The 24,730-nt window shown below is 69.0% G+C and carries 15 protein-coding genes and 1 pseudogene; 5 read left to right on the top strand and 11 right to left on the bottom strand.

The window, feature by feature from the left end:
- The first annotated feature begins 58 nt into the window (after window positions 1-58).
- Together FHY02_RS18405 and FHY02_RS18400 are read left to right on the top strand one after the other, a co-directional pair.
- Window positions 59-2,659, top strand: coding sequence for a TonB-dependent receptor domain-containing protein (locus FHY02_RS18405; RefSeq protein ID WP_311731882.1), 2,601 nt, complete (start codon window positions 59-61; stop codon window positions 2,657-2,659).
- 14 nt (window positions 2,660-2,673) lie between these two features.
- Window positions 2,674-3,879, top strand: coding sequence for an FAD-binding oxidoreductase (locus tag FHY02_RS18400; RefSeq protein ID WP_183924935.1), 1,206 nt, complete (start codon window positions 2,674-2,676; stop codon window positions 3,877-3,879).
- A gap of 49 nt (window positions 3,880-3,928) precedes the next feature.
- On the opposite strand, the gene FHY02_RS18395 is transcribed toward FHY02_RS18400, so the two are convergent.
- Window positions 3,929-4,204 carry a hypothetical protein gene (locus FHY02_RS18395; RefSeq protein WP_183924933.1) on the bottom strand — a complete coding sequence of 92 codons (276 nt, stop codon included), beginning with the start codon at window positions 4,202-4,204 and terminating at the stop codon, window positions 3,929-3,931.
- Window positions 4,205-4,261: 57 nt separating this feature from the next.
- Here FHY02_RS18395 and FHY02_RS18390 point away from each other — a divergent pair.
- Both FHY02_RS18390 and FHY02_RS18385 read left to right on the top strand, forming a co-directional pair.
- A pseudogene (locus FHY02_RS18390) lies at window positions 4,262-4,992 on the top strand (IS6 family transposase).
- A gap of 188 nt (window positions 4,993-5,180) precedes the next feature.
- Window positions 5,181-6,212 carry a cupin-like domain-containing protein gene (locus tag FHY02_RS18385; protein ID WP_183925002.1) on the top strand — a complete coding sequence of 344 codons (1,032 nt, stop codon included), beginning with the start codon at window positions 5,181-5,183 and terminating at the stop codon, window positions 6,210-6,212.
- Between the two features lie 36 nt (window positions 6,213-6,248).
- Here the strand turns inward: FHY02_RS18385 and FHY02_RS23120 are convergent, their stop codons facing one another.
- Genes FHY02_RS23120 through FHY02_RS18360 form a run of 5 tightly spaced genes read right to left on the bottom strand, consistent with a single transcriptional unit; the run spans window position 6,249 to window position 13,369 of the window.
- Window positions 6,249-7,253 (bottom strand): cupin-like domain-containing protein, encoded by a 1,005-nt coding sequence (locus tag FHY02_RS23120; protein ID WP_311731881.1) that lies wholly within the window; start codon window positions 7,251-7,253, stop codon window positions 6,249-6,251.
- Complete coding sequence (locus FHY02_RS23115; RefSeq protein WP_311731880.1) at window positions 7,250-8,749, bottom strand: tryptophan halogenase family protein; 1,500 nt, start codon at window positions 8,747-8,749, stop codon at window positions 7,250-7,252. Before FHY02_RS23115 ends, FHY02_RS23120 begins: the two co-directional genes overlap by 4 nt.
- A 23-nt stretch (window positions 8,750-8,772) precedes the next feature.
- Entirely contained in the window at window positions 8,773-10,374 is a 1,602-nt protein-coding gene (locus tag FHY02_RS18370; protein WP_183924929.1) for a tryptophan halogenase family protein, read from the bottom strand.
- Window positions 10,371-11,852 (bottom strand): tryptophan 7-halogenase, encoded by a 1,482-nt coding sequence (locus tag FHY02_RS18365; RefSeq protein ID WP_183924998.1) that lies wholly within the window; start codon window positions 11,850-11,852, stop codon window positions 10,371-10,373. Before FHY02_RS18365 ends, FHY02_RS18370 begins: the two co-directional genes overlap by 4 nt.
- 2 nt (window positions 11,853-11,854) lie before the next feature.
- Window positions 11,855-13,369: a tryptophan halogenase family protein gene (locus FHY02_RS18360; protein WP_183924927.1), complete on the bottom strand. Its 1,515-nt coding sequence runs from the start codon at window positions 13,367-13,369 to the stop codon at window positions 11,855-11,857.
- 309 nt (window positions 13,370-13,678) lie between these two features.
- On the opposite strand from FHY02_RS18360, the gene FHY02_RS18355 reads away from it, so the two are divergent.
- Window positions 13,679-17,131, top strand: coding sequence for a TonB-dependent receptor (locus FHY02_RS18355; RefSeq protein ID WP_183924996.1), 3,453 nt, complete (start codon window positions 13,679-13,681; stop codon window positions 17,129-17,131).
- A gap of 45 nt (window positions 17,132-17,176) precedes the next feature.
- Here FHY02_RS18355 and FHY02_RS18350 read toward each other — a convergent pair whose 3' ends face one another.
- The 5 genes from FHY02_RS18350 to FHY02_RS18330 all read right to left on the bottom strand — a co-directional run bounded on the left by FHY02_RS18350 (window position 17,177) and on the right by FHY02_RS18330 (window position 24,693).
- Window positions 17,177-18,310 (bottom strand): endo-1,4-beta-xylanase, encoded by a 1,134-nt coding sequence (locus FHY02_RS18350; protein ID WP_183924925.1) that lies wholly within the window; start codon window positions 18,308-18,310, stop codon window positions 17,177-17,179.
- Window positions 18,311-18,324: 14 nt separating this feature from the next.
- The gene (locus FHY02_RS18345) at window positions 18,325-20,157 is read right to left on the bottom strand and encodes a glycoside hydrolase family 9 protein (protein WP_183924923.1); all 1,833 of its coding nucleotides are present in this window, start codon (window positions 20,155-20,157) and stop codon (window positions 18,325-18,327) included.
- Between the two features lie 423 nt (window positions 20,158-20,580).
- A complete protein-coding gene (locus FHY02_RS18340) occupies window positions 20,581-21,855 on the bottom strand; it encodes an NAD(P)/FAD-dependent oxidoreductase (RefSeq protein WP_409322694.1) in 1,275 nt (424 codons plus the stop codon).
- A gap of 10 nt (window positions 21,856-21,865) precedes the next feature.
- Complete coding sequence (locus FHY02_RS18335; RefSeq protein WP_183924921.1) at window positions 21,866-22,183, bottom strand: 2Fe-2S iron-sulfur cluster-binding protein; 318 nt, start codon at window positions 22,181-22,183, stop codon at window positions 21,866-21,868.
- Between the two features lie 62 nt (window positions 22,184-22,245).
- Window positions 22,246-24,693 (bottom strand): TonB-dependent receptor, encoded by a 2,448-nt coding sequence (locus FHY02_RS18330; RefSeq protein ID WP_183924919.1) that lies wholly within the window; start codon window positions 24,691-24,693, stop codon window positions 22,246-22,248.
- Window positions 24,694-24,730: the final 37 nt, after the last annotated feature.

The following is a 24,730-nucleotide window of genomic DNA, read 5'->3' as shown; positions in this document are numbered from 1 at the left end:
GCGTCGTCTAACCGGCAGGAGTGATACAATATATCAATAAATCGAAAAGGGGTATCTGGTGGCTTTTCCGATGCGTCGTGCCGCGTTCCTGCTCTCCGCCGCTGCCTCCATGCCGGCATTCGCGCAGGGGAGCGACCCCGCGGTGGAGAGCGAGGCCGACACGATCATCGTCACGGGCAGCCGCTTCGGCGGCCGAACATCGACGCAATCGGCGACCCCGGTGGATGCGGTCGGGCGCGAGCAACTCCAGCAGAGCGGCCGGGTCGACCTGATCCAGCAGCTCAAGGTCGAGGTGCCCAGTTTCAACACGCCGAGGCCGCTCGGTTCGGGGGTTGGCGACTATCTGGTTCCACCTTCGCTGCGCGGTCTCGGGCCCGGCGAGGTGCTGGTCCTGGTCAACGGCAAGCGCCGGCACACGTCCAGCGACCTGAACGCCAGCAACGGCATCGGCCGCGGCGACGTGTCGGTCGACTTCAACGCCATTCCCTCCTTCGCACTCTCCCGCGCGGAGGTGCTGCGCGACGGCGCCTCTGCGCAATATGGCTCCGACGCGATCTCGGGCGTCATCAACCTGATCCTCGACCGCTCGGTCGGAACGCGCGCGCAGGTGACCGGCGGGATCACGACCGAGGGCGACGGCGCCTATGGTGAGGCGAGCGTCTCGTCGGGCATCCGCGTCGGGGAGGACGGGGTATTCAGGCTGACGGCGTCGTTCCAGCAGCATGAGGGCACGGACCGATCGCGCCCCGATACCCGGCAGCAGTATTTCGGCACCAGCGCGGCGGGTCGCCCCACGACCATCTCCGGCAACTATGGCTCCGGCACCGGCTTGACACCGGCGAACGGCACGCTCGACACACGCGAGGCGACGATCGACCGGAACGTGTTCCGCTTCGGCGATCAACCCAGCACCAACGCGCAGCTCTTCTATAACTTCGCGGCGGCCGCCTCTGACAGCGCCGAGGTCTACTCGTTCGGCGGCTACAACCGACTCGACGGCGACATCGAGTATTTCTTTCGTCGCGCTGGTCAGGACGAGACGATCCGCGCGCTCAATCCCGACGGTTACCGCCCGATCCTCGACTCAAAGATGGAGAATCTGTCAGTCGCCGTGGGCCTTCGCGGCGACGACCTCGCAGGCTTCGGTTGGGACCTGTCCACCGTGTACGGGCTCAACGCGCAGGATCTCTACTACGACAACAGCGTCAACGTGTCCTACGGTCTCGCAACCCCGCGGCGCTTCAACCGGCTGCGATCCGACTTCTACCAGTGGACGAGCAACCTCGACCTGACCCGCGAGATACCGCTCGGCGATGCCGAGCCGCTGAAGCTCGCCGCCGGCCTGGAGTATCGCGAGGAAACCTACCGGCTCTTCTCGGGTGACCCGGCCGGGTACCTCAACGGCGGGGTCCCGATCCTCGACGGACCCAATGCGGGACGACCCGCCATCGTGGGAGCGCAGCCCGGCCCCAGCAACGGCGCCGACGACCGCGCGTCGCAGGGTCGTCACAGCTGGGCCATATACGGCGACGTGGAGAAGATCCTGTTTGACCGCCTCCTGCTTCAGGGCACGGTGCGGCACGAACATTATTCCGACTTCGGGAACACCACCAACTTCAAGGTGGCCGGGCGCCTGGGGTTGTTCGGGGGCCTCGCCGCCCGCGCCTCGTACAACACCGGCTTCCGCGCGCCCGCGCTGGCACAATCGGGCTATAATGCCTCCAACACGCTGATCCTGAACGGTCAGCAGGCGATCGTTCGCGTCGCTGCAGTGGATAGCGCGGCCGCCCGCTTGGCCGGGGCGACCGATCTCAAGCCCGAGACGTCGCGCAACGTGTCGGCTGGCCTGGTCTTCGAGGCGGGGGGTCTTACCGCGACGCTCGACGCCTATCAGATCAAGGTGCGCGACCGCATCGCGATCTCCTCCACCTTCCAGGACCCGCGGCTCACCGCCTCTCTGGCGGCGAACGGGCAGGGCAATTTCAGCGCCATCTCGTACCTGACCAACGCCGTCGACACGAAGACGCGCGGCGTGGACCTGGTGGTGAACTATCGCGCGCGTGTCGCCGACGGCGTGTTCAGCGCGACGCTGGCGGGTAACTACAACAAGACTACCTTCGATCGCATCGCCGGTACGCCCGCGCAGCTGGCAGCGCTCGGGCTCACCACCCCGCTGTTCGACCTGACCCAGCAGCTGCGCTTCTCCGACAGCCTGCCACGCACCAAGGTGACGCTCGACCTCAATTACTCGCATGGGCCGTTCGCCATCTCGCTGACGAACACGCGCTACGGCGAGGTGTCGACCGTCGCGCTGACCAATCGCACCCCCGCTCAGGTCGCGGCGCTCGTGCCGGGCTATGACGTGTCGCTGGTACCCGTCTCGGCCACGACCGCCAACGCGGACATCATCCAGCGCTCCGGCGCCGAGGTGCTGACCGACCTCGAACTCTCGTGGCAGGCGACGCGCGCGCTGCGCCTCAGCGCGGGGGCGCAGAACCTGCTCGACGTCTATCCGGACGAGAACATCGCTTCCACCGTCGCCTCGGTCGCGACCGGCAGCAATGGGGCCGACAACGCCGGTACGCAGCCCTACAACGCGATCTCGCCGTTCGGCTTCAACGGCCGTACCGTGTTCGTCCGGATGGGCCTGACCTTCTGAGGAACATCCCTGCCATGTCAGCAACCAGACGCGACTTCGTCATCGGCGCGGCAGCTCTCGCGGCCGTGCCGGTCAGCGCGGGTGCGGCGGGGCGACGCCGGCGCGTGGGCGTGGTCGGAGGGGGCATCATCGGTGCCTCCGTGGCGTTTCAGCTCGCGCGGGCCGGCGCGGAGGTAATCCTGTTCGAGCGGGAGGCGCCTGCCGCGGGAGCGACGCGGGCATCGGTCGCCTGGATCAACCCGGTCGTGAACGACGCTGCCTACATGCGGCTTCGCCTCGAGAGCATGCGGGCATGGCGTGAAGACGATCGTGCGCTCGGCATGAACGCGATCTGGGGTGGTTCGATCAGCTGGGCCTATCCTGACAAGGAAGAGGCACTGCGGGCCAAAGCTGCAGTGCTGCAGCACACCGACGATCCGCCGCGTGCGCTGACATCCAGGCAGATCACCGAGGTCAGTCGAGGCATACACGCTGGCGACGATGTGGCCTTCGCGTTCGAGACACGGCGTGATGGCCACGTCGACCCAGTGCAGGCGACCAGGCGCTATCTCGCAGCGGCGAAGAAGCTGGGGGCGCGAATATTGTATCCCTGCGAGGTCGAGGGGATCGTCGTCGCATCCGGGCGGATGACGCATGTCGAGACGAGCCGCGGGCGCTGGGCGCTCGACGACATCGTCAGCGTCGCCGGAGTCGATACACCCCGGATCATGGCGATGATGGACAGGACGCTGGAGCTCGCGCACAAGCCGGGGCTGGTCGTCCACACCGAGGCTCGACCGGTCGTCACCGACAAGGTCTTCGAAGCATCGAGCGTAATCGAGTTCAAGCAATACGCCGATGGCCGCTTCCTCACGAGCCTGACTGGTGGGCCGCCCGAGCTGCCGGTCCACGCCGCCATTCGTCAGCAGCGCGCGGCCTTCCCCGATGACGAGCTGCGCCGGCGTCACGGGCAGATGCTGATCGATCAGACCGCGACATATCTGCCCGCGATGGCGGATACGCGACCCGCTCAGGTCCTGCTCGGCTTTCGTCCCTATCCGCTCGACAACCGCCCCATCTGCGGCCCGGTGCCCGGCGTCGTGGGTGCCTATGTGGTGGTGACCCACAGCGGTATCACGCTGGCACCGATCCTGGGGCGCTACGTCGCGCAGGAGATCATGGAGAAGACGCCGGCCGCGTTGCTGACGCCGTACCGGCCGAGCCGCTTCATGAAGGTATGATTTTCAGGCTACGTCTTGGCTCCGGGGGGTGCGGTCTTCCGGAGAACGGCTAATTCGAGACGAACTTCCCTCTGATCCGATCCACGATCAAGATCGCCAGTACGGAAGCTCCAAATAGCGGCAGTAGAAGACCCAGCGCGGCGATCACGATCGCAGCCCACCCCAGCTTGACCTGCGTGCCGGGAGGCGCTGCACAGCCGCCTTTTGGTCGGCGCCCGTGCCACATCAGCAGACCCACGAGGCTGAGGCCGACCAATGCCATAGCCGTGATCAGGCCGATGACCTGATTTATGACGCCGAACAGCTGCCCCTCGTGCCACGCCACGCCGGGGCTCTGTCAAAGCTAAAGCACCTGCGGCGCTCGCCGGGGTAGGGGAGGGGTATGCTCCGCCCGCGCAAGCCAGCCAGTCCGTTCCGCTACTTCAACTCGTCACCCGAGGTGATCCGGCTGGTGGTGCTGATGTACGTGCGCTTCCCGCTGTCGCTGCTCCCGCTGTCGCTGCGGAACGTCGAGGACCTGCTGTTGGAACGCGGTATCGACATCTGCCACGAGACGGTGAGGCTGTGGTGGAACAGGTTCGGCCCGCTGTTCGCGGGCGAGGTGCGGCGGCAGCGGATGAGCCGGATGCGGGCTTCCGCCATTGGCGCTGGCACCTGGACGAGATGTACGTGAAGCTGATCCGCGAGATGGTCTACCTGTGGCGAGCGGTGGATCATGAGGGCGAGATGCTTGAGAGCTACGTCACCCGAACGCGCGACAAGAAGGCTGCGCTCGCCTTCATGAAGAAGGCGCTCAAGCGGCACGGCTCGCCTGAGGCGATCACCACCGATGGTCTACGCTCCTACGGCGCTGCGCTGAGCGAACTCGGCACGCGCGAGAAGCAGGAGGTTGGCCGCTGGGCTAACAACCGGGTGGAGAACTCGCACCTGCCCTTCAGGCGACGAGAGCGGGCGATGCAGCGGTTTCGCCAGATGCGCACGTTACAGAAGTTCGCCTCAGTCTACGCTAACGTCCACAACCTCTTCAATCACGAACGCCACCTCGTCGATCGCCAGACCTACAAGCAGCGCCGCTCCGCGGCGCTGGCTGAGTGGCAGGCGCTCGCCAGCTGACCCGCCGCCCCCGAAAGGCCCGAGTGCATCGTGCAGAGGCGAGTTCGCGTTAGACTGACAGCACCATCGAGAGCCTCGGAGGCGGACAACCTACTCGCGATCCGCACCTTGCTGCGAGTGGCTGGTCAAGAGGCGAACCTGCGTCATATCGATTCGTCTTTCCCGTGTTCCGGAGATAGTGCGTGAACATGGCCAGCCTCGCCGCTCCGATCACCTTCGTCACCGAGCGGCCAGCGGTCGACGCCGCCACGTTCACGCGCGAGATCGCGGGAGGCTATGCCCCGGTCGTGCTGCGCGGCCAGGTGAGCCATTGGGCCGCGGTGCGCGCCGGGGCTCAGGGCGATCGCGCGATGGCGTCCTATCTCGCGCGTTTCGGCGGCGGGCGGCCGCTGGACGTGATGATCGGCGCGCCCTCGATTCAGGGCCGCTTCTTCTACGATGACACGCTGACCGGCTTCAATTTCACGCGCCAGACCGTGGCGCTGGGGCAGCTGCTCGGCGAGCTGGTCCGGTTCGCGGAGGAGCGCGTAGCGGCGGCGCACGCGCTCTACGCCAATGCGGCCACCGCGCCCGACCATCTGCCCGGCTGGCAGGAGGAGAATGCGCTCGGGTTGCCGACGGGCGACGCGCCCGCGCGGCTGTGGATCGGCAACGCCACCCAGGTCGCGACCCACTACGACCAGTCGAACAATATCGCCTGCGTGGTCCACGGCCGGCGGCGGTTCACGCTCTTCCCGCCCGATCAGATCGCGAACCTGTACGTCGGTCCGCTCGATCACACGATGGCGGGGCCGCCGTCGAGCATGGTCGACCCGGACTCGCCCGATCTGGCGCGCTACCCGCGCTTCGCCGAGGCGAGCCGCCACGCCCTGGTCGCCGAGCTCGGGCCAGGGGACGCGCTCTTCATCCCCGCGATCTGGTGGCATCACGTGCGCGCGCTCGATCCGCTGAACGTCCTCGTCAATTATTGGTGGGAGCAGGAGGCGACCGCCTCGCCCTTCGGCGCGCTGATCCACGCGTTGATGAGCGTGCGCGACCTGCCGCCCGAACAGAAGGCGGCGTGGCGCAGCTGGTTTGACCATTATGTCTTCGCCCCCGACGCGGACCAGGCCGCGTCGCACCTGCCGCCCGCCGCGCGCGGCATCCTCGGCCCGGGGAGTGCGGCGAGGACCGAACGGCTGCGGGGCTTTCTGATCAGGCTGCTCGGCGGGCGGGTTTAATCATCCTCCCCGGTGTGTGGAGGATCTGTGAGGAGCCTACCGCCCGAGACTGTCGACCAAGGTCGCGCGGATGCGCGCCACGACGCTCGGGTCCAGCGGGCCGAGCACGCCCTTGACGGCGTCGGGCAGGTGCGCCGCGGGCGCGCCGTCGGGGCGGAAGACGAGATGGTCGAACACCGCGCGATAGGCTGCGCGCTGGTCCGCCGGCAGCGCGGCGATCGCCACCAGCGCGTGAAGCAGCACGTCATAGGGGTTGCCCAGCCCGGCCGGCGCCGGGTTCCACCAGTAATTGACGAAGGCGTTGACCGGCTCGAGCGACGCCACCGCGTGCCACCAGTGGAACGGGATGTAGATGCCGTCGCCGGGTTCCAGCGTGGCGCTCTGCGCCGTCCGCGATGCTTCGGCGAAGCGCGGGTAGCGCTCGAGGTCGGGCGCGTCGGGGTCGACCAGGCTCACCGGCGTGCCCGCGGGGGTCAGCTCGAGCGGACCCATGTAGAGGTTGGCGATCTGGTCGGGCGGGAACAGGGTGAAGCGCCGCCGCCCCAACACCACCACGCCGACATTCTCCATCAGGTCATAGTGCGTGGCGACGCGGATCGCGTTGCCCAGCCACATGCGCGGGACCACGCCGTCGGGCACGAGCGCGCAGGCGTTCGCCTCGGCGAAGCCGGGGAGCAGCTCGGGCAGCGGCACCGACTGGATCGCCATCGCATAGGGTTCGGCATGGCCGCGGTCGCGCAGCAGGCGATCGAGAAACGGGTCGAGCGGGGTCTGCCCGCGCACGAAGTTGAGCGCCTTGAGATCGGGCGTGTAGAAGAAGCGACCCGCGATCGCGGGCTCGCCGAGGATCGCCGGCACAGGGGCGGAGCGGCTGAAGCGCTTGAGATAGCCCACGCCGGCCTCGGCCGACTCGCCCGCGGCGACCACCGCGGGCCAGTCGCGCGCGATGCCGCGCAGCACCACCGGGCGCGCGGCGGGGCGCACCTCCTCCTCGAAGCGGCGGCGGTCGACGCCGGTCAGCTCGGGCAGCGGCGCGATCACGCCGCCAGCCCCACCAGGTCGCAGCCGAGCCCGCGCAGGTGATCCTCTTGCCGCGGCAGCAGCGTCGCGGTCTCGGCGACGACCCGGCGGATATGATCGAGCCGCGCCAGCGTCTCGGCGTCGCTCAGCAGGTCCGCGGCGGGGTGATAGCCGCCGGCGGCGACACCCTGGCCGACCATCACCGACAGCCAGCTCGTCTCGGTGAACAACTCGTCGCCCTCGCGGAAGACGCGGCCGTTGGCGGCGAAGATCGCGAGCTTGTCGGCGAGCCCGGGCGGCGGCTCGAGCGAGCGGCAATAGTCCCAGAAGGGCGAGTCGCGCCGCTCGGTCGCCTTGTAGTGGAGCACGAGGAAGTCGCGGATGTCGCGATAGTCGGCGACATGGGCGGCGTTGAAGCGGTCGATCTCGCGCTGGTCGAAGCGGCGTGTCGGCCAGTAGGTCAGCAGCCGCGCGATGGCGGACTGGACGAGGTGGATGCTGGTCGACTCGAGCGGCTCGAGGAAACCGCCTGCCAGGCCGAGCGCGACCGTGTTGCCGACCCATGCGCGGCGGCGGTGCCCCGCGGTGAAGCGCAGCGGGCGCGGGTCGCCCAGCGGCGCGCCGTCGAGGTTGGCGAGCAGCGTCGCCGCCGCCTCGTCGTCGGAGAGGTGCTGCGAGGCATAGACATAGCCGTTGCCGATGCGGTGCTGGAGCGGGATGCGCCACTGCCAGCCGGCCGCGCGCGCGGTGGAGCGGGTCAGTGGCTGGCGGTCGCCGCCGTTGGCGCAGGGGACCGCGACCGCGCGGTCGCACGGCAGCCAGTGGCGCCAGTCCTCGAAGCCGGCGCCGAGCGTCTCCTCGATCAGCAGCCCGCGGAACCCCGAACAGTCGAGGAACAGGTCGCCCTCCACGCGCGCCCCCGTTTCGAGCACGACCGCGGCGACATGGCCGCTCTCGCCGTCGCGCTCGACCGCGACGATCCGCCCCTCGGTACGCCGCGCGCCGTTCGCCTCCGCCAGCCGGCGCAGGAAGCGCGCGTACAGGCCGGCGTCGAACTGGAAGGCATAGCCCAGCTTGGAGAGCGGCGAGCCGGGCTGGTCGGGGCGCGGGTGCGCGAAGCGGCCCTGCAGCCCCGCCACCACCGCGAGCGAGTAAGCGTCGAGCGGGGTGTCGTCGCCGAGCTCGCGGCCCTTGAGCCAGTGATGGTGGAACTCGATCCCCTTCATGTCGAGCCCGTAGAAGCCGAAGGGGTGAACGTAGCGATGGCCCGGCCGGAGCCAGTCGACGAACTCGATGCCGAGCTTGTAGGTGGCGCGGGTCTCGCGCAGGAACTCGGCCTCGTCGATGCCGAGCATCTTGTTGAACAGCACGATCTGCGGGATCGTCGCCTCGCCGACGCCGACGGTGCCGATCGCCTCGGACTCGACCAGCTCGATCGACAGGCCGGGCATCTCGCCGAGCACGCGCGCGATCGCGGCGGCCGCCATCCATCCCGCGGTGCCGCCCCCGACGATCACGACGCGGCGAATCGAGTCCGCCCTCACAGCGGGTCGGCCGAGAAGTTGAACGGCGTCTCGGAGGCGAAGGAGAAGGTCGGGCCGGGATCCGGCGCGGTGGGCGGGGGTGGGGCGACAGGAGTCGCGGCGGCGCCGATGTGGCGGAGGAAGTCGCCGTGGCGCGGCAGCTTGTCCGCCACGGCGAGATAGTCGCGGCGCATCTGCTCGATCGCCTCGGCGACGCGGTCCTCGTCGAGCGCGTCCGCCGCGGGCTCGTGCTCCTCGGGCACGACATGCTGGCCGAGGCAGACCGCGACCCAGCTGGTGGTGGCGAACAGGTCGCGCCCCTCGCGGAAGACGCGTCCCTTGGCGCGGAACAGGTCGATCTTGCGCTGGAGGCTCGCGGGTACGTCCATCGTGCGACAGCGCTCCCAGAAGGGCGTGTCGTCGCGCCGTGTCGCTTTGTAGTGCAGCATGACGAAGTCGCGCACGTCCTCGTACAGCTCGTGCATCTGCGCGTTATACTCGTCGCGCTCGACCGCGGCGAAGCGACGGTCGGGGAATAGCGCGATCAGCTTGGCGATGCCCGACTGGACGAGGTGGATCGAGGTCGACTCGAGAGGCTCGACGAAGCCGGAGGCGAGCCCCAGCGCGACCACGTTGCGATTCCACGCGAGCGTGCGCCGCCCGGTGGTGAAGGCGAGGTGGCGCGGCTGGGCGAGTGGCGGCCCTTCGAGATGGTGGAGCAGCTCGCGCTCCGCCGACTCGCGCGTCTGATAGTCGCTGCAATAGACCAGGCCGTTGCCCATCCGCTCCTGCAGCGGGATACGCCATTGCCAGCCTGCGCCGCGCGCGGTGGCGCGGGTATAAGGATCAGGGTCGCCCGCGAGCGCGCTGGGCACCGCCACCGCGCGGTCGCACGGCAGCCAGCGGCGCCAGTCCTCGTAGCCGGTGGCGAGCGTTTCCTCGATCAGCAGCCCGCGGAAGCCCGAACAGTCGACGAACAGCTCGCCCGGGATGACCTGGTCGTCCTCCAGCCGCAGCGCGGTGACGTAGCCGTCCTCGGCGCGCTGCGCGACCGCGGCGACCTTGCCCTCGACCCGGCGCACGCCGTTGCGCTCGGCGTAGCCGCGCAGGAAGTCGGCGTAGCGCGCGGCGTCGAAGTGATAGGCGTAGAGCAGCTCCTTCACCGCCGTTTGCGCGGTGGGCGAGGGCGGCGCGAACTTGCCCGCCTGCGCCGCGACAGCGCTCATCGACCAGGCCGAGATGTCCTGCATGACACGGCGCTGGCGCTCGCGCAGGTAGAGCTGGTGGAAGTGAACGCCGCCAAGATCGTGGCCGTGCGCGCCGAACGGGTGGAAGTAGCGCTCGCCCAGCCCGCCCCAGTCGACGAACTCGATGCCGAGCTTGAAGGTGCCGCCGGTGGCGCGGATGAACGCCTGCTCGTCGATGCCGAGCATGCGGTTGAAGGTGAGCAGCGGCGGGATCGTCGCCTCGCCGACGCCGACGGTGCCGATCTCCTCGGACTCGACCAAAGTGATCCGCGTCACGCCGTTGTTGAGGAAGCGCGACAGCGCCGCGGCGGCCATCCAGCCGGCGGTGCCACCGCCGAGGATCACGACGTGGCGGATGGTATGGTCGTTCATCGGGCGAGCCGTTTCCGTGCGGTGGCGAGATATTCGTCGGCGGTGGGGCAGCGCGCCACTGCCTGCGCGATCGCGACGCGATAGGCCGCCATCGCGCGGTCGCTGTCGGCCGCGGCGGTGACGTCGATCAGCGGGTCGACGCGGCGCGGCACCACGCCTTGCCCGAGCAGCAGCGCGAGCCAGTCGTCGCGTGCGAACGTCTCCTCCTCGAAGAAGGGAAGGCGCCCGCGCTCGGCGAACAGCCGCAGCGTGCGGTCGAGGCTCTCGGGCAGGTGCGTTGGCGGCTGCCAGAAGGGGCCGGGCCGCCGCGCGGTGGCGTAGTGGCACAGCACGAAGTCGCGCACGCGCGTCACCTCGGCGCTCGCCTGGCGGTTGTAGTCGGCGAGTTCGAGCGGGTGGCAGGCGCGCCCGGGCAGCATCGCGACGATCCGGTCGATCGCGCTCTGCGCGAGGTGGAGGTTGGTGAAGTCGAGCGGCTCGATCACCGTCGCGGCATCCCCCACCGCGACGCAGTTGCGCGCCCAGGGCGCGGGGCGCGTGCCCTCGCGAAAGGACACCGGCGCGGCGACGGTGGTCGCGCCCGCGACGGCGAGCGCGTCGAGGACCGCCGCGTCGCTCAGCGCGGCGGCGGCATAGCAGTGGCCGTGCAGCGTCCGCCCCGGCGCCGCGCTGCGCCAGCGCCAGCCGCCGTCCGTCGCGGTGACACGGTCGAGCGGCGAGAGCGGCTCGGGCGCGCCCTCGCCGATGACGAGCCGGTCGCAGCGCAGCCACGCGGACCAGTCCTCGCGCTCCTGGTCGATCGCGCCGCGCACCATCGCCGCCGGGCCGCTGGCGTCGACGTAGAGGTCGGCCTTGAGCGTCGTGCCATCGTCGAGGACGAGCCGCTCGACGAAGCCGTCGTCGCCGCACAGCTGCACCGCGGCGACCGTCCCCTCGCGCACGCCCACGCCGAGATGGCGCGCGAAGGCGGCGAGCATCGCGCGGTAGCGCTCGACGTCGAGCACCAGCCCGGGCTGGACGTCGCCCAGCAGCGGATCGGTCGCGCCCGTCCCCAACCGGCCCGCGCGCGCCAGCGCCGCCGCGGGAGCGTGCGAGTCGAACGGCGCGGCGGCGCCGACGTGCGCGGCGCGGACCCAGTGCTGGTGAAAGGAGGCGGTGCCGAACGGCCGACCGTAGCTGCCGTACGCGTGGACATAGGGCGGCAGACCCTCGACCCAGCCCTCGAACAGGGTGCCGAGCCGCCACGCGCCGCCCGCGCGCACCACCGCATCCTCCTCGCGCAGGCCGAGGTCGTCGTGGAAGCCGATCGTCGAGGGCAAGGTCTGCGGCATACGATCGGCGAGCGCGTCGGGGGCGGGGGGGCTGGCGAGGATCGTCACCTCCAGCCTCGGCACGCGCCGCCGCAGCGCCACCGCCGCGGACCAGCCGACGATGCCACCGCCCACCACGGCGACGCTGCGGATCGGCGCGTCGAGCATTGTCACGCCGCCACCGGCATCGGGCAGTAGCCCGCGAGGAAGTCGCGGTGATCCGCCATGCCGCCGATCGCCGCCTCGATCTCGCCGCGCAGCCGCTCCATGCCCGCGGCGAGGCTGTCGATGGTCGGCCCGTCCGCGCGCGGGTCGTGCCCGTCGGGCAGGACGCGCTGGCCGAGATAGACCGACACCCAGCTGGCATCGAGGAAGGCGCCCTGGCGGTACTTCACCACGCGGCCGCGGCGGCGGAACAGCGCCATCTTCTCGGCGAGACTGGCCGGGATCTCCATGGTGCGGACATATTCCCAGAAGGGTGAGTCGTCGCGCTGGGTGGCGTGATAGTGCAGGATCAGGAAGTCGCGGACGCGGTCATATTCCATGGCGACCAGGCGATTGAACTCGTCGCGATCGGCCGCGGCGATGCGGCGCTCCGGGAACAGCTCGACCAAGGCGGTGATCGCCTGCTGGACGAGATACAGGCTGGTCGACTCGAGCGGCTCGAGAAAGCCCGAGGCGAGCCCAATCGCGACGACATTGTTGACCCAGCTGCGCGCGCGCCGCCCCGCCTTGAAGCGCAGCACGCGCGGCTCGGCCAGCGGCGTTCCCTCGACCGCGGCCACCAGCGCATCCGCGGCGGCGCCCTCGTCGAGGAAGTCGCTGGCGAAGACATAGCCGTTGCCGGTGCGGTGCTGGAGCGGGATGCGCCAGCGCCAGCCCGAGGGCATGGCGATCGCGCTGGTATAGGGCGTCACCGCGGTGGCGGTGCGGCACGGCATCGCCACCGCGCGGTCGGCGGGCAGCCAGCGCGACCAATCGTCGAACGGCTCGCCCATCGCCTTGCCGATCAGGAGCGCGACGAAGCCCGAGCAGTCGACGAACAGGTCGCCCGCGACGCGGCGGCCGTCCTCCAGCACCACCGCGGTGACGTCGCCACTCAGCGGGTCGCGCGCGACGTCGACGATCCGGCCCTCGGTGCGGCGCGCGCCCAAGCCCTCCGCGAGTCGGCGCAGATAGGGCGCGAAGGCCACCGCGTCGAACTGATAGGCGTAGCCGAAGGTGGAGGCGATCTGGCGCGGGTCGGCCGCCGGCGCGCCGAACCGGTTCGCGCGGGCGAGCGAGCAGGCCATGGAGAAGGCCTCGATCGGCGGCAGCGCCACCCCGGCGTGCAGCAGCCGCATATAATAATGGTGGAACTGCACCTCGCCGGTGCCGCGGCCAAAGGTGCCGAACGGGTGGATGTAGCTGTCGCCGATCCGCGCCCAGTCGCGGAACTCGATCCCCAGTTTGAAGGTGGCGCGGGTCGCCGCCATGAACTCGGCCTCGGCGATCCCCAGCCGCTCGTTGAAGGCCCGGATGTGCGGCAGCGTCGCCTCGCCGACGCCGATAATCCCGATCGCCTCCGATTCGACCAGATCGACCGTGCAGCGCCGCGGCAGCAGCTTGGCAAGCGCGGCCGCGGTCATCCAGCCGGACGTTCCCCCGCCGACCACCACCACGCGCTGTCGCTCCGCCCGCTCCATCCGTCTCCGACTCCTGCCGCGACCGTCCGTACCGGCGTCGCGATCGCCTCTGTCATAGCGCAAGCGGCGGCCGCGGGAATGCCGGAAAGCCACACAGAATAACGAAAAATGATAGCGCAAACATTTCCATTGCAGCGTCATCGCCGCGGTCGTACCCATAGTTGGAAGATGCCACGCGGTCGCCGCGGAGAGACATTGTAGTATGATTATTCAGGAGGGGGTGTGATGATCATCGAGGACAAGCCTGCCCGCGGCGGCCATACCCGACTTCGTAACGGGGTCGTTCTGACCGGAGTCTCCGTGACCGCCATGTGCGTCGTCGCGCTGGCGACCCCGGCGTACGCGCAGACCGGGCCCGCGTCCGGACAGAACACCGCCGGCGCGGCAACCTCGCCGAATACGCCAGGGTCAGATCCGGCCGCCCAGAGCAGCGTCGACACACCGGCGACCGACGCGGCGGGTGCGGACGACATCGTCGTCACCGGCATTCGGCAGAGCCTCGCCAACGCGCAGAACATCAAGCGCAACTCCGACACCGTCGTGGACGCGATCACGGCGCAGGACATCGGCGCGCTGCCCGACCGCTCGGTCACCGAGGCGCTCCAGCGTGTCCCCGGCGTCTCGATCAACCGCTTCGCCGGCAACAACGACCCGGACCATTTCTCGGTCGAGGGCTCGGGTGTGAACGTTCGCGGGCTCAATTTCGTCCGCTCCGAGTTTAACGGGCGCGACACCTTCTCGGCCGGTATCGGCGGGCAAGCGATCAACTTCGCCGACGTGCCGTCGGAACTGCTCGGCTCGGTCGAGGTGTACAAGAACGCCACCGCCGACCTGATCGAGGGCGGGCTCGCCGGCACGGTCAACCTCAACACGCGGAAGCCGTTCGACAACAAGGGCTTCCATATCGGCGGCGGGATCGAGGCCAACTATGGCGACTTCGCCAAGAAATGGTCGCCGACCGGCTCGCTGCTGGTCTCCAACACCTGGGAGACGCCGATCGGTCGTTTCGGCATCCTGGCCAACGCGTCCTACTCGCGGCTGAAGAGCCGCGCCGATGGCATTCAGGTCACCAACTTCCAGACGCGCGACGGCGTCCAGGCCGCCACCGGCACCGGCACCAACACCACGGTGACGTGCCGCAACCAGCTGCCCGGCACCACCGATGGCTTCACGCTGCTGCCCGGCACGGTGAACGGCGTCGGCGGTCAGTCCTTCCCTAACCCGGCCAACGTCTGCGGCGCGCAGGGCACGGCCGGCGCGGACGGCTATGCCGACCCGACCGCGATCGCTTATGCGCCGATCGGTGGGCAGTTCCGCAGCCAGGACTATGACCGCAAGCGCGACGGTCAGGCGCTGGCGGTGCAATGGCAGAGCACCGACGAGCGCACCACCTTCACCGCGCAATTCCTGCGCACGCACTCGAGCAGCGCCTGGGGCGAGCACACGTTCGAGACCGCGCCTGACCTCTCCGAGTACAACACCTATCCGGCCGGCTGCCAGCAGAACGGCAACGGTCCGCTCAACGGCGCGGGCAACAGCACCACGCGCGCAGAATGCCAGCTCAGCGGCGCAGGCCAGTTCCAGTTCGGCGCGAACCAGCGCGGCAACGGCTACAATCCCGGCGGCGGGCCCTATCCCAACTTCGTCTACGACGACAGCGGGCTGTTCCAGAGCGGCTTCATCACGCTGCCGGGCAACGGCTGGCGCACCGCCTCGAGCGGCTCGGCGACCACCACCGTCCCGTCGGGCGGCATGCAGCAGTCGCTGTCGCGGCGCCAGGTGTACGACGAGAATCTGGTGAAGGACGCCGGCTTCAACCTGAAGATCAACCCCGATGACCGTTGGTCGATCAATCTCGACGCGGACTATACCTACGCCAAGCACGACGTCACCGACCTGAGCGTGTTCGGCTCGACCTTCGCCGACGAGGAGCTTGATCTCTCCGGCAAGATCCCGGTGGTGATCCCGCACAAGCCGCTGACGCTCGCGGCCAATTGGGCGAACCCCAACCCGGCGATGGCGGCGGCGAGCGACTCGGACTACTTCCAGAGCCGCGACTTCCAGTTCTGGCGCGCGGCGATGGACCATATCGAGCACAGCGTCGGCTCGGAATATCAGATCAAGGGCGACTTCGCCTATAAGTTCGACGACGGCGACTTCCTGCAGCGCGTGAAGTTCGGCGCGCGCTACGCCGAGCGCCAGCAGGACGTCCGCTATACGGCGTACAACTGGGGTGCGATCAGCGAGGTCTGGTCGGGCGCGCCGGTCACCTTCAACCAGGGGGACACCAGCCGCTCGTCGCTCTATTCCTTCGACAACTTCTTCCGCGGCAAGACCGCGGCGCCGCCCAGCGCCTATTTCTACAACGGCGACCTGATCGGCGACTATAATGGAGCGACCAGTTTCTTTCAGTCGCAGAACGACGTCTGGCGCAACACGAACGGTGCGACCGCGACCAATCGATTCCTCGCCGCCGGTCAGCGCGTCGGCGCGATCCCGGGCACCGATTTCCTCCCGTCCGAAGTGTCGACCGTCAACCAGCAGGACACCGCGGCCTATGCCATGGTGCAGTTCGGCAACAACGAGCCGGTGTTCGGCGGCATCCGCCTCTCGGGCAATGTCGGCGTCCGTTACGTGCGCACCACGGTGCGGTCGCGCACCGAGACCGCGGTCCCCAACCAGACCGAGCTCGGCGTGGTCGATCCCTTCTCCACGCGCTGCGTCGCGACGACGCGGCAGCTGCCGGACGGGACCACGCAGGTGACCCAGCCCGGCGGCGTGTGTAATCTCGGCCAGACCGAATATGAGCGGCTGCGCACCTTCGCGACGCCGGGCTATGCCTCGCAGCCGGCAAACTTCACCAACAGCTACAACTACTTCCTGCCGAGTGCGAACCTCAAGTTCGGCGTCACCGACGATCTGATCGTTCGACTGGCAGGGTCGAAGGTGCTGACCCGACCGGACTTCGCCAATATCCGCCCCTACGTGACCTACACGTTGGAGCCGGGCTCGGGCACGGTGACGATCAACGCGGGCAACCCCTATCTCAAGCCGGCGACGGCGTGGCAGTTCGACGCGACGATCGAGTGGTACTTCGGCCGTGTCGGCCAGATTTCGCTCGACGCCTTCTACAAGACGGTCGACGGCTTCTTCTACCAGTCGCTGGTCAACCGCTCGATCACCAACAACGGCATCACGCAGAACATCCAGGCACGCGGCCCCGCCAATTACGACGGCAAGGGCAAGATCAAGGGCTTCGAGGTCGCCTACCAGCAGACCTTCGACTTCCTGCCGGGCTTCCTGAGCGGCCTCGGCTTCAACGGCAACTACACCTATATCGACAGCTCGGGGCTGCCCAACTCCTTCCTCAACGGCGGCACGCCCTCGTCCGATTCGACGATCGCCAAGGGCAATCTGCCGTTGGAGGGACTGTCGAAGCACAATATCAACGCCACCGCCTTCTACGAGAAGGGGCCGGTCTCGTTGCGCGCGGCGTACAACTGGCGCTCGCGCTTCCTGCTCACCGCGGCGGACGTGATCTTCCCCTACACGTCGATCTTCAACGACGCGACCGGGCAGCTCGACGCCTCGGCCTTCATCAACCTGAACAAATGGGTCAAGCTCGGCGTCCAGGGGGTCAATCTGACCAACACGACGACCAAGCTGCTCCAGGCCTACAAGGGCGGCTCGGACGATCTTGCGCCGCGCTCCTACTTCACCAACGATCGGCGCTACTCGATCATCCTGCGCGCCAATTACTGAGGAGCACGCCCGCCGGACCTCGCTCCGGCGGGCGATCGCCGCGCGTCACGCGCGCGCGGGCGCCTCCGCCAGCGCGCGCGCGATCGCTTCGTGCAGCGGCTTGGGGCGATAGTCGACGTCATAGGGGCAGGGGCGGCGCGGCGCCTTGTCGGGGCGCGGCTCGAACGGCCCGATCCAGCTGAAGCGGTCGCACAGCCCCCAGGCGAGCACGTCGCGCAGCCCCGGGTAGCTCAGCGTCACGTCGAGGTAGCGGCGCGCGTAATCGGCCACGCCGCGGTCGCGCGCGGCGTCCTCGGCGGGCAGGCCGTTGTCACGCACGTCGAACTCGGTGATCAGCAGGCGATAGCCCATCGCGGTCACCGCATCGAGGAAGCGCCGCCACTCGCCCTCGTAGGCGCGCGCACTCGCCGCGGTGTCGCTGCCGGCGGTGACAATGTGCGATTGCAGCCCGAGCAAGTCGACCGGCGTGCCGCGCCGGCGAAAGCCCTCCAGCAGCCGCAGGACGCCGGCGCGATGCGCCGCATTGCCCGGCTCCCAGCTCATGTAATCGTTGTAGACCAGCTCGGCGTGCGGGGCGGCCGCGCGCGCGGTGCGGAAGGCGAGGTCGAGCGTGGCCTCGGTGCCGCCGAGCGCTTGGCTGAGCGCGGTCTCCTCCAGCGCGCCGGTCTCGGGCGTAACTGCCTCGTTGACGACGTCGTAGCTGGTGATGCGTGTGCCGTAGCGGCGCGTGACGGTCTCGATATGCTGGCGCAGGATGCGCGCCGCCTCGGTCGCGGGACGCGCGCCGAAATCATGCGCCTCGAGCCAGCGCGGCATCCACTTGCGCCTCTGCCACAGCAGGTTGTGCCCGCGCAGCGCCATGTGCTCGCGCGCCGCATAGTCGGCGATCCGGTCGAAGGCGGCGAAGTTGAAGCGATCGGGGGCAGGGCGCAGGTGCTGCCACTTCATCTCATTCTCGGCGACCAGCACGCCGCAGTCGGCGCGCAGCAGCGCGGCGTAGCGCGGATTGTCCGCCGAGGCGCCCTGCGGCCGGCCCGACACTGCCGAACCGAAGCGAAAGCCGCGCCGGCGTGCGACCGCGTCGAGCCCGGGCGGGCCGCTCGCGCCGGTGGCGGCACCCGTCGCCAGTGCGGCGGTGAGCGCCGCCAGTCCCTCGCGTCGTGTCGGCGACCAGCTCATGCGCGGCTCCCTCGTCAGTGGCGGCGCAGGAGGCGCTCGCGTGGTTCGTCGAGCGCTGAAGCGACCCAGAGCAGCGGCGCGTTCCAGTTGATCGCCACCTCGTTGAGCGCATAGGCGCGGATATCGTCGGTCCAGCAGCGCTGCGGCGCGCAACTGCCCTTCATCTTGGCCGCGATCGGGTCCGCCATCGCGGTCGAGTTGGGGCCGCCGGAGACCACGCCGGGTGGCGGGCCGGGCAAAGTGGCGTCGAGCTGGTGCGCCCAGAAGCGGTGGTGCGGGTTGGTCAGCGGTCGCGCGCCGAAGCCCGAGACATAGCTCTGGTCGAGCGGATTGCGGCCGAGCACATAATCCATCGCGTCGACCATGCCGTCGCGGTAGCGCGTCGCCCCGGTGAGCCGCTGCGCCACGCCGAGGATCATCGCCCGGTTGAGGATCACCGCGTTCGACCCCCAGGGGTAATCGAGCGTGGCATAGGGGATGCGATAGCCGCTGCGCGCTTCCTCGGCGAGCAAGCCGTCGGCCGCGGCGATCAGCCCGGCGCGCGCGGGTATCGCCGCGCTCGCCGGCACACCCGCGACGGTGGCGAGCGTGATCGTGCCGAGCGCGGCGACATGCCCCCAGTCGGGCGCGTGCACCGGCGCGGCGTGCGACGGCGAGTGTTGCAGCGCCGTGGCGAACACCGGCTCGCGCGTCGTGGCGTACAACTCGGCTGCGGCCCAGTAGAATTCGTCGCTCACGTCGTCGTCGCCGTAGCCGCCGCTGCCCGTGAAGCTGCTGGTGGCATAGACCTGCGGCTGGCGTTGCGCGGCGGCATAGGCGCGGCGCGCGGCGGCGAGGCAGGTCGCGCTGAAGCCAGGATCGATGGTGCGCCAGATGCGCGCGCACTGCGCCGCCGTCGCCGCCAGGTTGAGCGTCGCGGCGGTGGTCGGCGGGTAGAGCAGCCGGTCCTCGCGGTCGTCGGCGGGGCGGGTCGGCAGCGCGGTCCAGCGGCGGTCGGCGACCTTCTGGTGCGCCATGCCGCCGGCGTCGATCGTCCGGAAGGCGCGCGCGCCTGCGCCGCCGGAGGCGCCGACAGGCACGGTCGCGCGCGCGCCGTCCGGGATCTGCATCGCCAGCAGGAAGCGCATCTCCCAGCGCGCCTCGTCGAGAAGGTCGTCGACGCCGTTGCCGCTCTCGGGCAGGTTGCCGCGACCGTCGGCGAAGGGGAAGCGGCCGGCGCGTGCCTCGCGCTCGTACAGGTTCTGCAGCGTCCAGAGCGCGATGCCGCCGTTGACGACATATTTGCCGTGGTCGCCCGCGTCATACCAGCCGCCGGTGACGTCGAGGCGATAGTCGCACCCGGCCCAGCGCATGCCGCGCTCGTCCGCGCCGGAGAAGCAGGGGGCGATCTCCTCGGCGTGGCCGGCGGGTCGCGCCCAGCGCGGATCGCCGGCGTAGCGCGGCTCGATCGCGATGCCCGCGCGCGTCTGGTAGAAATAGTGGAGCGCGGCCGCGGCGAGCGGCGCGTAGAGATCGGCGCCGACGACGAAGGGCCGGCTGGTCTCTCCCGCGACCGACAGCCGATAGGTGCCCGGCGCGGTGAGGCGCGCGAGATCGACGAGGTGGACGTGATCGCCCGACGCGGCGTCGTCGCCGATGAGCAGAGTTTTGCCAGACGCGACGACGCCGCCGCGCGCGTCGCGCGCGGTCCAGCGAAGCGGCGTCGTCGACGCGGCCGCAACGATCGCGCGCTTGGCGCCATCGGGCAGGAAGCCGAGCTGATTGAGGTGGATCGCGGCTTGTGGCGGGGTCGCACCAATCGAGGAAGCGGCGACCAACGCGATCGGGACGAGGGGGCGAAGGTTCATGCCCTCACTCTATGAGCGCGCGCGGGAAAGGGGAATGGTGACGGATCAAGCACCGGAGCGCTACTCGCCAATCACGAGCCTCTTATTCGTTCGACGGCGCGATCGCTTCATTGGGACGGCAGGTGTCATCCTTTTCAGCCGAAGCAGTGATGCTCTTATCTGTGCAAGCCTGAGATAACGACATGAACGCGCGGGCGGAGCCGGAGAGTTCTTCGCATTCCCCCGGCGACCGGTGATGGGTCGTCACTCGTCGATCGGAGGTTGTCTCCTCAGAGTCGTTCGCGCAGCGACGCGGTGATGGTCCTACCGAGCGGATCGATGCGATCGGTCTGGCACTGGCCGAGGGGGAGCCGCTGCCGATCCTGATCCTGAAAAGCATCGCAACGGCAAGACAAAAAAGCAGCTTTGCTCCGCGTTCTTCATTCAGATGCGCGAACGCATCGGCGGATGGCCTTCGCTTTGGAAGCACTTCGAGAGATCGACGGTCGAGTCGGCGATCATGTCGGATCGTACATCGGCGCCTGATTCGATCAGCTTTCGTCCCTGCATATAGTCCTTGGTGGCGTTGACGCAGTCGAGCGCGACGACCCGGCCGTTGCGAAGGTAAATCACCGAGAAGGAGCGAGCGTCGATCGCTCCGCGTAAGACCGCGAGATCGTGTCCCGCGGCGAGCCCCACCGTCTGTAGCCGCAGATCATATTGGTTCGACCAGAACCACGGCACTGCGTAATAGGGATGCGCGACCCCGGCGATCGAGCGCGCGACCGTGCCCGCCATGTCATTGGCGTTCTGCACCGATTCCAAGCGGATCCGCGCACCGTCGGCGAAGGCGTTGGCGTGCGTGGCGCAATCGCCGATGGCGTAGACGCCGGGCAGGCTGGTCCGGCACACGGCGTCGACCTCCACGCCGTTGCTGCCGCGCGCGCCGGCGGCGAGGAGCGGTGCCACCGCCGGTACGATGCCGACCCCGACGATCACCAGGTCCGCGGGCACCAGCTCGCCCGAGGCGAGGCGCACGCCGCAAGCGGTGCCGTCCCGACCCTCGATGCCGTGGACGGCGGTGCCGAGCCGCAGCGTCACCCCCCGCGCCCGATGCTCGGCCTCGAGGAAGCGCGCCAGCATTGTCCCCGACATGCGCGCGAGGACGTGCTGCTGCGCCTCGATCAGCGTCACCTCCTTGCCGGCGCCGACCAGCACCGCCGCCGCCTCCAGGCCGATGTAGCCGCCCCCGATCACGACGACCTGGCGCGCCGTGGGAAGCTCGCTCGCCAGCCGATCGGCGTCGGCGCGCGATCGCATCGAATGCACCCGCGCGAGCGCGGCACCCGGGCAGTCGAGCCGGCGCGCCGTCCCGCCGGTCGCCCAGACGAGGCGGCGATAGCCGATGCTGGTGCCGTCCGCCGCGGTGACGCGCCGCGCCGCGGGATCCACCGCGTCGATCCGGCAGCCGGGACGGAGATCGACCGCCTTCTCCTGCCAGAAGGCGGCCGGCCGGATCAGCAGGCGCTCGAAGCTCTTCTCGCCGGCGAGGTACGCCTTGCTCAGCGGCGGTCGCTCATAGGGCAGCTCGGGCTCGTCCCCGATCAGCGCGATCGTGCCCTGGTAGCGGAGCTGGCGCAGCGCGATCGCGGTCTGGGCACCGGCCTGGCCAGCGCCCACGATCACGACATCATAATCACTCACCGTCGCCCCGCTCACCGCCGCGCGCTCACGACTCTGGGGCGATCGTCACGCGAAGGCCGTCGAGCCGCTCGTCGAAGGCGATCTGGCAGCCCAGCCGCGACGTCGGCGCGACCCGGTCGAGTCCGTCGAGCAGGTCGCGCTCGGCCTCGCTGGGCGGCGGCAGGGTGATCGCCTGCGCCGGATCGACGATGACGTGACAGGTCGCGCAGGAGAGCGAGCCACCGCACGCCGCCAGCAGCTCGTCGATGCCGTTGTCGCGGATCACCTCCATCACCGAGAGACCGGCAACGGCGGGGAGCGGGCGCGTCGCGCCGTCGCGGGTGGTCACGATCAGAGAGGCCATACGTCATTCCTGTTGAAGGTGAAGGGGCGACCGGCCGGCGCGCGAGACGCGCTCGGCGGCGATCAATAATGGTATCTAAAGTCGATCCCGACCCGGCGCGGAGTCAGCACGCCGCGCGCGTAATAGCGCTCCACCACGTCGGTGCGGACCTGGTTGAACGACGAGATGTCGTTGCTGATCGCCGTCACGGCATATTTGTTGGTGAGATTGTCGGCGAAGAGTCCGACCTCGAACTGCTTGCCGACATAGTTGAGCGAGGCGCTGTGGGTGACGTAGCCCGGGATCGCCTCGCCGTTGCCGCGCAGTCCGACGCGCGAGTAGATGTCACCACGATAGACCGTCGCCCAGATCGCCTCAATCTTGCGATCCTGGCCGAGCGCATGGCTGTAGATGACCTGCGCGCTGCCCGAGTTCTTGGCCGAGCCCGGCAGGCGATCCCCCTCGACGGCGTCGTAGCGGACCCCCTGGCTGACCACGAGCCCGGTGACGTCCTGGGTGAGGTGCGCGTCGACGTAGGAGTAGGTGCCGATCACGGTCAGCTCGGGCAGCGGGCGCAGAGTGGCCTGCACGTCGAAGCCGCGCGAGACCGCGTCGGCGCCGTTCACCGTGATGCCGATCGCGCCGTTGACGGTCTGGCTCGGCACCTGCACCCCGCTCCAGTTGATCTCATAGCCATCGACGGTGAGCTGGAGGCGCCGGTCGAAGAGGCTGGCGCGCAGGCCGATCTCCTTGTTGCGGGTGCGGTCGGGCCCGTAGACCAGTTCATTCGGCAGCGCGCAGAGGTTCTGCCCGGCGGGCAGCGGCTGGAGGCAGGGCACGACGCGATTGACCCCGCCGACGCGATAGCCGGTCGAATAGGTGGCATAGGCGAGCAGCCCCTCGCCGAACTTGTAGGAGGTGTTGGCCTTCCACACGAGGCCGTCCTTGGAGGTGTCGCCGGTGCGGATCCGGCTCGGGTCGATCGTGAACGAGGGATAGGGCATGCGGGTGAGCCCGCCACCGAACAAGGGGGTGTCGGAGCCGCCGCTGACGTCCGCGTCATATTTGAAATAGCGCAGGCCGCCGGTCACCTGCCACGCTTGGGTAAGGTGCAGCGTGCCCTCGCCATAGACGGCCTTCTCCACGGTCTTGCTGTTGACCTGCGAGATATATTCTAGGTTGTCGGGACGCGGGATGTCGAAATACTGCGCGAAGCCGGGCGTATATTCCTGCCGGTTACTGTCGAATTTAAGTCGGTTGTAGAAGCCGCCGATCACCCAGTTCACCGGTCCACCGTGCGTCGAGACGAGCCGGACCTCCTGGTTGAACTGCTTATAATGCTGCTCATTGTCGGCGTAGGAGGAGAATTGAGGAAAGGCCTCGTAGCCATAGTCGAGATCGAGCAGCAGGTCGGTGTTGTCGTCGACCGAGGTGATATGCTGCTTGGTGTACGCCGTGGTGCTGACGAGCTGCGCGATGCCGCCCAGGTTGATGTCGAACTCGGCGGCGAACAGGTCGGCGTCGCGCTCGACCGGCTCGAGATAGCGCCATGGTCCCTCATAGCGGCCGGTGCCGAGCACGCCCGCGCCATTCGCCTGGCGCCCGCCGGTCCGGGTGTTCTGGTGTGCGTAGGTCAGATACGCCTTGATGTCGGGATTATACTCCAGCAGCAGTTGATTGCGCGTGGTGAAGGTGTGTTCGTAGTTCACATCCTTCTTGCGCTTGAAGTTGCTGCCGTAATTGCCCGTGTCGAGCGAGCCGGTCGAGCTCTCGGTGGCGCGGCCGGGCTGCGGGTCGGACACGCCGGGCTCTTGCAGCAGATAATTGTAATCGATGAAGCCGGCGTTGGCGTAATAGCCGGTGGCGGTGCGGAAGGCGATGTGGTCGCGCACGATCGGCACGTTGAGCGCGACGTCGCCGACCGCGCCGAAATCGTCCGAATAGGATTGCGCGTAGCCGCGGCCATGGACGTCGAGGCTGAGGCGATCGGTCTCGGGCCGATTGGGCAGGTAGCGCACCGCCCCGGCGAGCGTGCCGAGCCCGTAGAGCGTGCCCTGCGGGCCCTGGAGGACCTCGACACGGTTGATGTCGATCAGCTTGAAGTCGAGGTAGAGCGGCACCTCGCCGAGATAGACCCCCACCGCATTGCCGCTGTCGGCGCCGCCGACGCTGGTGTCGCCCGAGGCGATGCCGCGCAGGATGATCGCGCCGGTCGAGCCCGGGCCGGTGTCCGCGACCGTGACGCCGGGCGTGAACGAGGCGAGCGAGCGGATGTCGTCGAGCCGCTGCGACGCGATCGTCTCGGCCGATACCGCACTGATGTTGATCGGCGCGTCCTGCAGCGTCGTGCGCCGCCGGCTGCCGGTGACGACGATCTCATTTCCGTCGACCGACGCCGCGGCGGTGTCGCCGGGTTCGGTCACGACCGGGTCGACGCCGGTCGCGGCCTCCTGCGCCAGCGCCGGTCCACCGGCGACGCCCATCAGCGCGGTCGCGCACAGCAACCCTGCGCGGGAGAAACGTCCTGCCATCAAAGCCCCCAATCGATACGTTGAACGAGCCGCCCCT

The sequence above is a fragment of the Sphingomonas sp. BK069 genome (assembly GCF_014193405.1).
In the GTDB taxonomy this organism is placed as follows: domain Bacteria; phylum Pseudomonadota; class Alphaproteobacteria; order Sphingomonadales; family Sphingomonadaceae; genus Sphingomonas.
The sequence above is the reverse complement of the archived record's forward strand: the minus strand, read 5'-3'. Positions and strand labels throughout refer to the sequence as shown.

Bases quoted from the DNA above. Each gene is read 5' to 3' on its own strand.
- FHY02_RS18400 (WP_183924935.1), top strand. From the start codon at position 2,674: ATGTCAGCAACCAGACGCGACTTCGTCATCGGCGCGGCAGCTCTCGCG.
- FHY02_RS18360 (WP_183924927.1), bottom strand. From the start codon at position 13,369: ATGGAGCGGGCGGAGCGACAGCGCGTGGTGGTGGTCGGCGGGGGAACG.
- FHY02_RS18350 (WP_183924925.1), bottom strand. From the start codon at position 18,310: ATGAGCTGGTCGCCGACACGACGCGAGGGACTGGCGGCGCTCACCGCC.
- FHY02_RS18345 (WP_183924923.1), bottom strand. From the start codon at position 20,157: ATGAACCTTCGCCCCCTCGTCCCGATCGCGTTGGTCGCCGCTTCCTCG.
- FHY02_RS18355 (WP_183924996.1), top strand. From the start codon at position 13,679: ATGTGCGTCGTCGCGCTGGCGACCCCGGCGTACGCGCAGACCGGGCCC.
- FHY02_RS18370 (WP_183924929.1), bottom strand. From the start codon at position 10,374: ATGAACGACCATACCATCCGCCACGTCGTGATCCTCGGCGGTGGCACC.
- FHY02_RS18335 (WP_183924921.1), bottom strand. From the start codon at position 22,183: ATGGCCTCTCTGATCGTGACCACCCGCGACGGCGCGACGCGCCCGCTC.
- FHY02_RS18330 (WP_183924919.1), bottom strand. From the start codon at position 24,693: ATGGCAGGACGTTTCTCCCGCGCAGGGTTGCTGTGCGCGACCGCGCTG.
- FHY02_RS18385 (WP_183925002.1), top strand. From the start codon at position 5,181: ATGGCCAGCCTCGCCGCTCCGATCACCTTCGTCACCGAGCGGCCAGCG.
- FHY02_RS18365 (WP_183924998.1), bottom strand. From the start codon at position 11,852: ATGCTCGACGCGCCGATCCGCAGCGTCGCCGTGGTGGGCGGTGGCATC.